This is a genomic window from Pseudomonas sp. HD6515, from assembly GCF_024971855.1.
GTDB lineage: Bacteria > Pseudomonadota > Gammaproteobacteria > Pseudomonadales > Pseudomonadaceae > Aquipseudomonas > Aquipseudomonas alloputida.
In genome coordinates this window covers 1,529,767-1,542,612 of the sequence record NZ_CP079827.1, presented here as the reverse complement: position 1 = coordinate 1,542,612, position 12,846 = coordinate 1,529,767, and the positions used below count along the sequence as shown (strand labels likewise).

The 12,846-nt window shown below is 63.7% G+C and carries 11 protein-coding genes; 6 read left to right on the top strand and 5 right to left on the bottom strand.

What is annotated here, in order from left to right; all coding sequences use genetic code 11:
• The first annotated feature begins 17 nt into the window (after positions 1 to 17).
• The 4 genes from KW568_RS07195 (at position 18) to KW568_RS07180 (ending at position 4,917) form a co-directional block, all read left to right on the top strand.
• On the top strand, positions 18 to 944 hold the full coding sequence (locus KW568_RS07195) for a 4-hydroxyproline epimerase (RefSeq protein ID WP_004575725.1): 927 nt from the start codon (positions 18 to 20) through the stop codon (positions 942 to 944).
• Between the two features lie 46 nt (positions 945 to 990).
• Positions 991 to 1,938: a dihydrodipicolinate synthase family protein gene (locus KW568_RS07190; protein WP_003254709.1), complete on the top strand. Its 948-nt coding sequence runs from the start codon at positions 991 to 993 to the stop codon at positions 1,936 to 1,938.
• A gap of 151 nt (positions 1,939 to 2,089) precedes the next feature.
• Positions 2,090 to 3,667: an aldehyde dehydrogenase (NADP(+)) gene (locus KW568_RS07185; protein WP_004575726.1), complete on the top strand. Its 1,578-nt coding sequence runs from the start codon at positions 2,090 to 2,092 to the stop codon at positions 3,665 to 3,667.
• 2 nt (positions 3,668 to 3,669) lie between these two features.
• Positions 3,670 to 4,917: an FAD-binding oxidoreductase gene (locus tag KW568_RS07180; protein WP_004575727.1), complete on the top strand. Its 1,248-nt coding sequence runs from the start codon at positions 3,670 to 3,672 to the stop codon at positions 4,915 to 4,917.
• Positions 4,918 to 5,040: 123 nt separating this feature from the next.
• On the opposite strand, the gene xenA is transcribed toward KW568_RS07180, so the two are convergent.
• Positions 5,041 to 6,132, bottom strand: coding sequence for a xenobiotic reductase XenA (gene xenA / locus KW568_RS07175; protein WP_004575728.1), 1,092 nt, complete (start codon positions 6,130 to 6,132; stop codon positions 5,041 to 5,043).
• Between the two features lie 49 nt (positions 6,133 to 6,181).
• On the opposite strand from xenA, the gene KW568_RS07170 reads away from it, so the two are divergent.
• Positions 6,182 to 6,517 carry a helix-turn-helix transcriptional regulator gene (locus tag KW568_RS07170; RefSeq protein ID WP_003254716.1) on the top strand — a complete coding sequence of 112 codons (336 nt, stop codon included), beginning with the start codon at positions 6,182 to 6,184 and terminating at the stop codon, positions 6,515 to 6,517.
• 132 nt (positions 6,518 to 6,649) lie between these two features.
• Here the strand turns inward: KW568_RS07170 and mqo are convergent, their stop codons facing one another.
• Positions 6,650 to 8,287, bottom strand: coding sequence for a malate dehydrogenase (quinone) (gene mqo / locus KW568_RS07165; protein ID WP_004575729.1), 1,638 nt, complete (start codon positions 8,285 to 8,287; stop codon positions 6,650 to 6,652).
• Between the two features lie 327 nt (positions 8,288 to 8,614).
• Positions 8,615 to 8,806, bottom strand: a complete 192-nt coding sequence (locus KW568_RS07160; RefSeq protein ID WP_003254720.1) for a YhfL family protein — start codon at positions 8,804 to 8,806, stop codon at positions 8,615 to 8,617.
• Between the two features lie 190 nt (positions 8,807 to 8,996).
• Between KW568_RS07160 and KW568_RS07155 the strand changes: the two genes are divergently transcribed.
• Positions 8,997 to 9,614: a LysE family transporter gene (locus KW568_RS07155; protein ID WP_004575730.1), complete on the top strand. Its 618-nt coding sequence runs from the start codon at positions 8,997 to 8,999 to the stop codon at positions 9,612 to 9,614.
• A gap of 95 nt (positions 9,615 to 9,709) precedes the next feature.
• Here KW568_RS07155 and KW568_RS07150 read toward each other — a convergent pair whose 3' ends face one another.
• Positions 9,710 to 10,918: a hypothetical protein gene (locus KW568_RS07150; protein WP_004575731.1), complete on the bottom strand. Its 1,209-nt coding sequence runs from the start codon at positions 10,916 to 10,918 to the stop codon at positions 9,710 to 9,712.
• Between the two features lie 10 nt (positions 10,919 to 10,928).
• Positions 10,929 to 12,839: a hypothetical protein gene (locus tag KW568_RS07145; RefSeq protein ID WP_004575732.1), complete on the bottom strand. Its 1,911-nt coding sequence runs from the start codon at positions 12,837 to 12,839 to the stop codon at positions 10,929 to 10,931.
• Positions 12,840 to 12,846 lie beyond the last annotated feature (7 nt).

Sequence of the window (12,846 nt, the reverse complement as noted above, 5' to 3'; positions counted from 1 at the left end):
ACGCAAGGGACAAGCCCATGAAACAGATTCACGTCATCGACTCCCACACGGGTGGCGAACCCACCCGCTTGGTGATGAAGGGTTTTCCGCAACTGCGGGGCCGAAGCATGGCCGAACAGCGCGACGAACTGCGCGAGCTGCACGACCCATGGCGCCGCGCCTGCCTGCTGGAGCCACGCGGCAACGATGTGCTGGTCGGCGCGCTGTACTGCCCGCCAGTGTCGGCCGACGCCACCTGCGGGGTGATCTTCTTCAACAACGCCGGTTACCTGAACATGTGCGGCCACGGCACCATCGGCCTGGTCGCCTCGCTACAGCACCTGGGCCTGATCGCACCGGGTGTGCACAAGATCGACACCCCGGTCGGCCAGGTCAGCGCCACCCTGCATGAAGACGGCGCCATCACCGTCGGCAACGTGCCCTCCTACCGCTACCGGCAACAGGTTGCGGTGGACGTGCCCGGCCATGGCGTGGTGCACGGCGACATCGCCTGGGGCGGCAACTGGTTCTTCCTCGTTGCCGAACACGGCCAGCGCATCGAGCTGGATAACCGCGAGGTGTTGACCGAGTACACCTGGGCCATGCTCAAGGCGCTCGAAGCCCAAGGCATCACCGGCGAAAACGGCGCGCCCATCGACCATGTCGAGCTGTTCGCCGACGACGCCAACGCCGACAGCCGCAACTTCGTGATGTGCCCCGGCAAGGCCTACGACCGCTCCCCATGCGGCACAGGCACCAGCGCCAAGCTGGCCTGCCTGGCCGCCGACGGCACGCTTGCCGAAGGCCAGACCTGGGTGCAGGCCAGCATCACCGGCAGCCAGTTTCACGGCCGTTACGAGCGTGACGGTGAGCGTATTCGACCGTTCATCACCGGCCGCGCCCACATGACCGCCGACAGCACCCTGCTGATCGACGAACAGGACCCGTTCGCCTGGGGCATCTGAGCCCCCGGCCTTTTGACCAAACCCAATTTCGCCAGGAGTAACAACAATGACCAACAACATTTTCACCGGCACCATGCCCGCCCTGATGACCCCATGCACCGCCGAGCGCAAGCCGGACTTCGACGCCTTGGTGCGCAAGGGCCGCGAACTGATCGAAGCCGGCATGAGCGCGGTGGTGTACTGCGGCTCGATGGGTGACTGGCCGCTGCTGACCGAGGCCGAGCGCCAGGAAGGCGTGGCGCGCCTGGTGGCGGCCGGTATCCCGACCATCGTCGGCACGGGCGCGGTCAACACCCGTGAGGCGGTTTCGCATGCCGCCCACGCCGCCAAGGTCGGTGCCGCCGGCCTGATGGTCATCCCTCGCGTGCTCAGCCGCGGCGCCTCGCTGATCGCCCAGAAGCATCACTTCTCGGCCATTCTGGCTGCCGCGCCGAAGCTGCCGGCGGTGATCTACAACAGCCCCTACTACGGCTTTGCCACCCGCGCCGACCTGTTCTTCGAACTGCGCAGCGCGTTCCCCAACCTGATCGGTTTCAAGGAGTTCGGCGGTGGCGCCGACCTGCGCTACGCCGCCGAGCACATCACCTCCAAGGATGACGATGTCACCCTGATGGTCGGTGTCGACACCCAGGTGGTGCATGGCTTCGTCAACTGCAACGCCACCGGCGCCATCACCGGCATCGGCAATGCGCTGCCGCGCGAAGTGCTGCAACTGGTGAGCCTGAGCAAACAGGCCGCCAAAGGCGACGCCCGTGCCCGCCGCCTGGCGCGCGAGCTGGAAGCGGCGCTGGCGGTGCTGTCGTCGTTCGATGAAGGCTGCGACCTGGTGTTGTATTACAAGCACTTGATGGTGCTCAACGGCGACACCGAGTACAGCCTGCACTTCAACGAGACCGACGTACTGACCGACGCTCAGCGCAACTATGCCGAACAGCAGTACGCGCTGTTCCGCAGCTGGTACGCCAGCTGGTCGGCTGAGCAGAACATCGCCTGAGCAGCCACTGCTCCCGCTGTGGGGGCGGGCGTGCCCGCGAATCAGGCGACCCGGTGCATGGCACCGGCTTCGCCGGTGTTCGCGGGTGAACCCGCTCCTACAGGGGTCGTAATCCCCCCATGCATCTGCATTAGATTTCCAAGGAGGCTACATGCCCCTCACAGGCAACCTGCTGATCGGCCAAAGGCCGGTAACCGGCAGCCGCGACGCCATCCGTGCCATCGACCCAGCCACCGGTCAGACGTTGGAGCCGGCCTACCTCGGCGGCACCGGCGAACACGTGACCCAGGCCTGCGCGCTGGCCTGGGCGGCATTCGACGCCTACCGCGAAACCTCGCTCGAACAACGAGCAGACTTTCTTGAAGCCATCGCCACACAGATCGAGGCCCTCGGCGATGCCCTGATCGACCGCGCCGTGGCCGAAACCGGCCTGCCCAAGGCGCGCATTCAGGGCGAGCGTGGCCGTACCTGCACCCAGCTACGCACCTTTGCCCGTACAGTGCGGGCCGGCGAATGGCTGGACGTGCGGGTCGACAGCGCCCTGCCTGAGCGCCAGCCCCTTCCCCGCGCTGATCTGCGCCAGCGCCAGGTGGCCCTGGGGCCAGTCGCCGTGTTCGGCGCCAGCAATTTCCCGCTGGCCTTCTCGGTGGCCGGTGGTGACACCGCGTCGGCATTGGCCGCTGGCTGCCCCGTGGTGGTCAAGGCCCACAGTGCCCATCCCGGCACCAGTGAGCTGGTCGGCCAGGCAGTGGCGCAAGCAGTGAAGCAGTGCGCGTTACCGAACGGTGTGTTCTCGCTGCTTTATGGCTCGGGCCGTGAAGTGGGCATTGCCCTGGTCAGCGACCCGCGTATCAAGGCCGTTGGTTTCACCGGCTCGCGCAGCGGTGGCATGGCGCTGTGCCAAGCCGCCCAGGCGCGCCCGGAGCCCATCCCGGTGTATGCCGAAATGAGTTCGATCAACCCAGTGTTCCTGTTCGACGCCGCCCTGCAAGCCCGTGCCGAAGCACTGGCACAAGGTTTCGTCGCCTCGCTGACCCAGGGCGCCGGCCAGTTCTGCACCAACCCGGGCCTAGTAATCGCCCGGCAGGGGCCGGCCCTGCAGCGGTTCATCACTGCAGCCGCCGGTTACGTGCAGCAGGCCCCCGCCCAAACCATGCTCACCCCCGGCATTTTCAGTGCCTACCAGGCCGGTATCGCAGCCCTGGCAGACAACCCCTGCGCCCAAACCATCGCCAGTGGCCAAACCGATCAGGGCCCCAACCAGTGCCAGGCACAGTTGTTCGTGACCCAGGCCGAAGCGTTTCTCGCCGACCCGGCGTTGCAGGCTGAAGTGTTCGGTGCAGCGTCGCTGGTCGTTGCCTGCACCGACGCTGAGCAGGTCCGCCAGGTAGCCGAACACCTGGAAGGTCAGCTGACCGCCACCCTGCAACTGGACGAGGCCGATATCGAAAGCGCTCGCGCCCTGCTCCCCACCCTTGAGCGCAAGGCCGGGCGCATTCTGGTCAATGGCTGGCCGACGGGTGTCGAGGTGTGCGATGCCATGGTCCACGGCGGGCCGTTCCCGGCCACTTCCGATGCCCGCACCACCTCGGTGGGCACCGCGGCGATCCTGCGATTCCTGCGCCCGGTTTGCTATCAGGACTTCCCCGATGCGCTGTTGCCGCAGGCATTGAAACACGGCAACCCGCTGCAACTGCGGCGCCTGCTAGACGGCAAACGGGAAGGCTGAGCATGCTCGAAACCGCTGAAACCGATATTGCCGTGGTCGGCGCAGGCATCGTCGGCGTCGCCTGTGCCTTGCAACTGGCCCGCCAGGGCCGTCGGGTAACCCTGGTCGACCGCCAGGCACCCGGCCTTGGCGCGTCCTTCGGCAATGCCGGGCACCTGGCAACCGAGCAAGTGTTCCCGATTGCCGACCTGTCGATCCTCAAGCGCCTGCCTCGCATGCTGCTCGACCCGATGGGCCCGCTGCGCCTGGACTGGAAATACCTGCCCAAGGCCATGCCGTGGTTCACCCGGCTGCTGCTCAACCTGCGCCCGGCGCCGTTCCAGCGCAGCGTGGCGGGCATCCGCACGCTGAACGAAGGCAGTCTGGGCGCCTGGCAACGGCTGTTGGGCTCAATCGGGCGCAGCGAGTTGTTTCAAGAGGATGGTTCGTTGCTGGTGTTCGAGAAGCCTGAGTCACGCCAGGCGTTGGAGGCGTTGCGCACACGCATGCAACAGCAGGCGGTGCCGGTGGACTTCTGGTCGGCCGAAACCGTGCGCGAAGCGGCGCCGCAACTCAGCCCGTCACTGTTGGGCGGGCTGTTCTTCCCACGCACCGGGCACTTCATCGACCCTTATAGGGTGGTGTGCGAATTGTTCGAAGCGGCCAAGGCCAGTGGGGTGCGCTTTGTCCAGGCGCAGGTCGATGGCGGGCAGTTGCACAGTGCCGGCGTGAGCCTTGCCAGCGACCAAGGCATGCTCAATGCCCGCCAGGTGCTTGTCAGCTGTGGCGCCCATTCTGCAAAACTGACTGCCGCGCTGACAGGCACGCGGGTGCCGCTGGATACCGAACGCGGCTACCACCTGATGTTGCCGGGTGAGCACCAGCGCCTGCCGTTTGCAGTCACCTCGCTTGAGCGCAAATTCATCATGACGCCCATGGCCGAAGGCTTGCGCCTGGCGGGCACAGTGGAGTTTGCCGGGCTGCAGGCACCGCCGAGCATGCAGCGGGCGTGGCAGTTGCACCGGTTGAGCAAGGGGTTGTTCCGGCACGACTTGAGCGTCGAAGGGGCAACGCCGTGGATGGGTTTCAGGCCTTCGTTGCCGGACTCATTGCCCGTGATCGACAGGGTGTGCGATGGGCGGGTGCTGTTGGCGTTTGGGCATCAGCACCTAGGGTTGACCCAGGCGGCGGTGACGGCGGAATGGGTGGGGCGGTTGGCTGAGCAGGCTGGTGGGCCTGAGATGGGCGCATACCGACTGGACCGGTTTTAGCCTCTACCGGCCCATTCGCGGGCAAGCCCACTCCCACAGAGAGGGTGCAGTATCTGAAACCTGCGGTGTCTCTGTGGGTGCGGGCTTGCCCGCGAATGGGCTGCAAAGCAGCCCCTCCAAGCCTCAGCGGTAACGCTCGAGCCAGTGCGCATAAGGCGCTGGCAAGGTCCAGGACGCTTTTTCCACCCCCAGCTCCTTGGCCGCGAAGTAAGCCCAGTGCGGGTCGGCCAGGTGCGCGCGCCCTACCGAAACCAGATCCAGCTGGTTGGCCTGCAATGCGGCCTCCGCCAACTGCGGCGTACCAAAGCCCCACGCCGACGTCACGGGCAGCTTCGCTTCGCGGCGCACGCGCTCGGCAATCGGCCCCATGAACGCTGGCCCCCAGGGGATGTGGGTGTCGGGAATGGTGAAGCCGACACTCACGCTCAGCAGGTCGAGCCCACCGGCCTTGAAGCGACGGGCCAGTTCGATCGACTCGTCCAGGGTCTGCTCATCGCGGCCATCGTATTCCAACACACCAAAGCGCGCGGTCAGCGGCAGGTTCTCCGGCCACACTTCGCGCACGGCGGCCAGTGTTTCCAGCAGGAAGCGGCTGCGGTTGTCGAAGCTGCCACCGTAGGCATCGGTGCGCTTGTTGGAGTGCTCGGAGAAGAAGCTCTGGCCCAGGTAGCCATGGGCAAAGTGCAGTTCTATCCACTCGAAGCCGGCATCACGCGCACGGCGGGCGGCATCGACGAAGTCCTGCTTGACCCGGGCGATATCGTCCAGCGTCATTTCGCGTGGCACTTTCGGCAGGTGCGCGCCAAAGGCAATGGCGGACGGGGCAATGGTCTCCCAGCCGCGCGCGTCGTCGGCGGCAATGTGGTCATCACCCTCCCACGGGCGGTTGGCGCTGGCCTTGCGCCCGGCGTGGGCGATCTGGATACCCGGCACGGAGCCGGCAGCCTTGATGGCCTGCACCACCGGTACGAACGCCTGGGCGTGGGCATCGCTCCAGATACCGGCGCAACCGGGGGTGATACGCCCTTCCGGCGCCACAGCAGTGGCCTCGACCACCAGCAAGCCGGCACCACCACGGGCCAAGCCGGCCAGGTGAACGTGGTGCCAGTCGTTGATCATGCCGTCTTCGGCCATGTACTGGCACATCGGCGGAATGGCAATCCGGTTACGCAGGGTGACGTCTTTGAGGGTGTAGGGCTCGAACAGTGCGGACATGGGAAACTCCGGGTTCATTTGAATACTGTTGTTCGATCATAATCGAACTATGGCAATTAATGAAACCCCCGTTATCATGTCAACCATGCGAGCCTATAAACATCCCAACCCCGACGACCTCATTCTTGAACGCCTGCTCTATGCGCTCAGCGACCCCGTGCGCCTGGAAATCGTCCGCCACCTGGCCGGCGTGGCCGAGGCCAGCTGTGGCGAGCTGGATGGAGGTCGGCCGAAGTCGAGCATGTCCCACCACTTCCGTGTGTTGCGTGATGCAGGGCTGGTGCAAACCCGCAATGTGGGGACTACCCATATGAATTCGCTGCGTAGCGAGATGCTGGGCGAGCGGTTTCCCGGGCTGCTGGAGTGCATCCTGCGCCAGCAGTGATACCTGTGCAGGCCTCTTCGCGGGTGAACCCGCTCCTACCAGGGATGGCGATAAGCCTGAGGGTTGCGGTGTGCTTGGCAACAAAAAAGCCACGAGGTCTCCCCCGTGGCTTTCTTTCACAACAATGGCCGGTTACAGCGCCATGTCGTTCTCAGGCTTGCTCTCAACCGGCTTGCTTGCCGCGCCACCGAATTCAACGCTGGCGTCGATCACCGGCGGTTTACCCAGTTGCAGCACTTCAGCGGTGTAGTTCCACTCTTTCTGGGTGGCCGCTGCCGAATCGTTCAGCTTGGTGCCGTAGCTCGGTACGATTTCCTTGATCTTGGCCTGCCACTCCGGGGTAGCGACCTTGTCCTTGAACACGGTTTCCAGCACGTTCAGCATGATCGGCGCAGCGGTCGAAGCACCTGGCGAGGCACCCAGCAGACCCGCGATGGTGCGGTCTTCGGAAGCCACCACTTCGGTACCCAGCTTCAGCACGCCGCCCTTGTCGGCATCACGCTTGATGATCTGCACACGCTGGCCGGCCTGCCACAGGCGCCAGTCTTCCTTCTTGGCATTCGGGAAGTAGGTGCGCAGGGCTTCGAAGCGGTCATCGTCAGACAGCATCAGCTGGCCAGCGAGGTACTCGACCAGCGGATACTGGTCGATACCCACCTTGGTCATCGGCCACACGTTGTGGGTGGTGGTGCTGCTCAGCAGGTCCAGGTAAGAACCGTTCTTCAGGAACTTGGTCGAGAAGGTAGCGAACGGGCCAAACAGGATGACGCGCTTGCCGTCCAGCACGCGGGTGTCCAGGTGCGGGACCGACATGGGTGGCGCACCGGTCGAGGCAATGCCATAGGCCTTGGCCATGTGCTGCATGGCAACGGTCGGGTTCTCGGTCACCAGGAACGAGCCACCCACCGGGAAGCCTGCGTATTCCTTGGCTTCCGGGATGCCCGACTTCTGCAGCAGCTTCAGCGCGCCGCCGCCGGCACCGATGAACAGGAACTTGGCGTCGGTGGCCGACTCGGTACCGTCCTTCAGGTTCTTGTACTCGACGTGCCAGGAGCCGTCCTTGTTGCGGGTGATGTCCTGCACTTCGCTGGACAGCTTCAGGTCGAAGCCTTTCTGGGTCTGCAGGTGGCCAACGAACTGGCGGGTGATCTCGCCAAAGTTCACGTCGGTGCCGATTGGCGTCCAGGTCACGGCCAGCTTCTGGTTCGGGTCGCGGCCCTCCATCATCAGCGGGACCCACTTGGCGATCTGCGCGTGGTCCTCGGAGTACTGCATCGGACGGAACAGCGGGCTGGCCTGCAGTGCGTCGTAGCGTTTCTTGAGGAACTTGATGTTGTCATCGCCCCACACGAAGCTCATGTGCGGGGTGGTGTTGATGAACGAGTGCGGGTTCTTCAGCACGCCCTGGCGTACTTGCCACGACCAGAACTGGCGGGAAATCTGGAAGGCTTCGTTGATTTCGATGGCCTTGGCGATGTTGACGTTGCCGTCCTTGTCTTCCGGGGTGTAGTTCAGCTCGGCCAGCGCGGAGTGGCCGGTACCGGCGTTGTTCCAGCCGTTGGAGCTTTCTTCGGCCACGCCATCCAGGCGCTCGACCATTTCCATCGACCAGCTTGGCTCCAGCTCGTGCAGCCACACGGCCAGGGTGGAGCTCATGATGCCGCCGCCGACCAGCAGCACGTCTACTTTCTTGGTTTCTGCAGCGTGCGCTTGCATGACGCTTGCAGCGACCGCCAGACCCAGCAAGGTCTTGCCAGCTTTCTTGAACATTGATCAATTCCAGTCAGGAGAACAGAGGGAGGGCCTGTGGCTGGCCCCGGTAAAGCGTGTTCTTCAGCGCAGGCTTTTTGTTGATCATTGTTCAGCAGCCAGAGAACCAGAAAACGGCTCGGCCTTTGGTCGAATTGACCGACAAGGCTGAATCGTTTTTCCGATTGTATCTGAAATGCCAGCACAAACAAATTGCAGGCAGACGCGTCAAGGCGACCGGTTGCCCCAGCGGCAGTTTGTCACGTCAAAAACAAAAACCCCCGGCCATGTGCATGACCGGGGGCCTTGGATCACGCCGCAAGCGTCGCGATCAGGGTACCGCCAAGATTACTGCTGCTGAGGCAGTTTATCGATCGGGCCGCAGCCACCGATGATCTTGGAGATGGAAACCGAAGGGTGGAACAGGTAGTCGTAGGTGCAGTTTTTCGGTTGGTTGTAAACTTGGCCAGTGCAACCCGACAGCAGGGCAACACCCGAAACGACAGCAACGGCAACGGTGGCCTTGAACAGCTTTTTCATTACTCAGTCCTTTAAATGAATCATCTTCGACCATCGTCTGATGGCCGCGGAATCATACAGACTCCAGGCATTGGATCCAAGCCGCACTTGGCACAGGTTCTTTGCAACTGTGCAACAACAGGTTGAAAAGCGCGCCGTTGGCGACGATAGTTCAGCGCACTGCCTTCGCAATGCCCAACAGGAACTCACCATGCTAGGCGTCACCGACTACGGCGCATTCGTCATCGCCTTCCTTATTCTTCTGGCCATCCCCGGCCCGGGCAATTTCGCCCTGATCACCGCCACCGGCAAGGGCGGTATCAAGGCAGGCCTGGCCGCGACCTGTGGCGTGATCGTGGGTGACCAGGTGCTGCTGTGGCTGGCGGTAGCCGGCGTCGCCACCCTGCTGGCCACCTACCCTGCCGCCTTTCATATGGTGCAGTGGGCGGGGGCTGCATACCTGGCCTACCTGGGCCTGCGCATGCTGCTGAGCAAACCCGGTGGTGCAGCACACACCTGCCGCATGGACAACGGCCAGTACCTGCGCCAGACCATGATGATCACCCTGCTCAACCCCAAGGCGATCATGTTCTACATGGCGTTTTTCCCGCTGTTCGTCGACCCGGTGAAGCACCAAGGGCTGGTGACGTTCGGTTTCATGGCGGCGACAGTGGCGGTGGTGACCTTCCTGTATGGGCTGATTGCCGTGGTGCTGACCCATCAACTGGCCGAGCGCATGCGCGCCAACCCGCGAATTACCAATATGTTCGAGCGACTGGCGGGGGCTTGCCTGGTGGGATTCGGCATCAAACTGGCGGCGATGCGCTGATCCCAAGCCCGACAGGGTCCGGGCACACCTGACAGCAAAAAAAGCCCCCGGCAACTCAGGGTTCCCGGGGGCTTGCTCACTCAGCCATTACCCAATCAATTGGTTTCCAGCTGATACGCCTTGCTCACGAATAACGCTGCAAACAGGCTCTTGCCTTCCTTGAAGGTGTACTGCTCTTCGAAACTGCCGTCTTCGACCAGCTTCTGCCCGATGGCGCACTCCGAGTCGCTGTGGTTCTTGGCCTTGGCGCCAAAGTCACTGCTCCACGACGACAGCCCAACCTCCTGGCAGAAGGCTGCGAACTTTGCCTTGGGGACTTGCTGCTGGTAATCGCTGAAAGCCTCTTTCAGCGATTTGAAGCCACTGTAGCTCACCGAGTAGTTCTCGACCTTGGCCTTGCGGGCAAAGCCGCTCACCGCTTCAGCCAACACCGCCTGGCCGGTGTACGGGCTGTACGCGCCAATCAGCATCGCGCTCAGGGCACTCTTGAGCTGTGTTTCGACATCGTCCAGCTCCGGCAGCGACTGGAAGTCGGCCTTACGCACGATCTCCCCCACCTTGGAGCCGTCGTTGCGGTGGGTGACCACGAACGCCATCGAGCCTTCGCCATCGCTGGAGCGCTTGATGGTGAAGTCCAGGTCGACCGTGGTACCAAAGTCACCGGTGCTGCTGACCAGAAACGCGCCGGTTACTGGCTGGCGCACCGCCATGTTGGCGCCCCAGGTGAAGTTCGACGGGGCGGCCCGACCATTGGCGGCCAGCTCGGCACGTGGCTGGACTTCGTCGCTGACATCCGCCACCAGCACGACTTCAGCCCCCTTGCTGGCAACGTAAGGGTTGGCCATCTGCATGCCCAGCAACTGGATATGAATGCTGCCATCCTTGCTGTCTCCGTCATGGGCCAGCTTCAGCGCATCAGCCTTCAGGTACACCCCGGCCACATTGCGGCTGACATTGAGCTGGTACTTGGCCCAGCCCGCCAGGCCTTCTTCAGCCGAACCACCCTGTACGGACTCCATCAAGCCCGACAGGCCGCGCATGAACTGCTGGGCGCCATTGGTCTGCGCCGCCGCCACGCGGATCTCCGGGTCGGCTACCGTCAGGTTGCCGGAAAACGCCGAGTAGGAAATGTCCCCCTCAGACAGCACATCCTCAAGGAAATAGCGCTCCTTGAAGTCGTCATAGTAGGCCAGCGCAGCCTTCTTGCCCGAGCTGGCGACCATCGCATAGCCACCACCGAGCACCAGCACCGCTGCGGCCACACCGCCAATCAGCAGCTGCTTCTTGTTCATCTGTTTGATCATGGTGTTTGCCTCACTGGACCATGGCGGAAGCGTTGTTCCAGTCGTTCACGTACTGTTGGGAGACCTCGGGGGTCCAGCTGAAATCGATACCGGCGTTGGGGAATTCCTTGGCCAGCACGGCGCCGAACGACACGCGGTCGGCACAGTGGTCCTGTTTGCAGGCCTCCGGCTCACCGGCGCTGTAGGCACGGTAGGTAGGCACGGCGCGGCCGTCGTCCAGCGGGTAGTACGGCGTGGCGTTGGCCACCTGGGTCACGTACCAGCCTTCGCTGTATTCCTCGTCCGCAACCAGGCGGCCGTTGCTCGGGAAGTCGATGCTGTAGAAGTCACCTTTCTTGCCGGTAACGTGCACCATCATCGGCACTACGCTGGCCGAGGTCGCAGGGTTTTGCTGCTCCAGTGGCGAAGCGAAGCGCACCTTGATACCGGCCATCTGCGCCAACGCCTCGGTTTCGCGCCCCTTGAAGTCGCTCATGCCGTCCTGCAACTGCTGGTAACGTTCCAGCACACGGGTGTGCACGCGGGCCAGTTCCTGTTGGCGCTGACGCTGCTCACGCACACGCTGCTGCTCGCGCTGTACCGCCCAGTTGGCTCCGTCGCGCACATCGAAGAACAGGCCTTGGCGGTTGATGCCGATGCGGTTGCGGGTGATTTTCTGCGCGTCGTTGCCCCAGATGTTGTTCGAGATCGCCGACAGGTCTTTGACGATGAACAGGTTGGCCACATCGGTGGTGGTCGGCGAGGTGGTCTTGATCAGGTCGAAGATTTCCAGCGCAGCTTCCTTGTACTTGGTCGCGTCCAGGGCAAACGACTCGTCCGGGGTGACCGCGACGTAGTAAGGGTCGCTGCCGAACGGGCGGAGCACGCCGTAGCTGGAGCGGGTGAACGTCAGGTACACCTTCATCTGCCGGCCGGGGATCTCACCGACCAGGAACGCGGCCTGGTCAGCTTGCGGCGTGAGATAAGAAACGGCCTTGTCCTTTACCGCAGGCTCAAGGTGCTTGTTGAAGATCAAACCACTCGGGTGAGCATAGACGCGGGTCCAGTTATCACCCCGGTAGGTACCCACAGCCTTCCAGCTGATTTTGTCGAAGCTGCCTTCACCAAAGCCGGACGCCGGGCACGGCATGGCCGGGGTGGTGCCGAACGACAGGGTGTCGCCATCGCCGATGATCGAGGTACTGAGCACCCATTTGCAGCCGGTGCCGTCCGTTACCTGCATCAGGTTGCGGTTTTCCAGGACCACCGAGCGACCGAAGTCCGAAGTGGGGGCTGCGGCGACTGCTGTGGCAGGTGCCGGAGCGGGCGGCACAACAGGGGCTGCTGCCGGGGCTTCGGGGGTTGGGGCTGGCTCTGCAGCTACGGCTGGCGCGGGCGCGGGGGCCGGAGCGGGTTTTGCCTGCGCAGGTGCGGCTTCGACCACTGCCGGGGCCGCTGCAGCAGCAGGGGCTGGGGCTGGGGCTGGGGCTGGGGCCGGAGCAGGGGCCGGTGTCGGTGCAGCAGCAGCCGGTGCTTCTGGCTGCGCAGGTGCCGGAGCGGGGGCAACTGCTGCAGCCGGCGCCGGGGCGGCAGTGGCAGGCGCAGCAGCCAGTGTCACCAGCCCCAGGTTGCTGGCATTGCCCGAGCCGCTGGCGTACAGGTTGCCCTTGGCATCGACCGCCTTCCAGCTCACCTTGGCGGTCGAGCAGTCCTTGGCGAACACGAACGGCAGCTTGGTCAGCAGGCCTGACAGCAGTTCCTGGTTATCCCAGGCCGGGCGGGTGATGGTCAGGTCTACCTGGGGTTTGCACCAGGTGGTGGCATCCCCGGGCACTTCGACCTTGATGTTGTCTTTCTTGGAAAAGGCCAGCTCGTGGGCGAACGCCTGCGGTACCAGACCACAAGCGCCGATCACAGCCAGCGCGAGCGCGTGCTTTTTCATGGAGTTC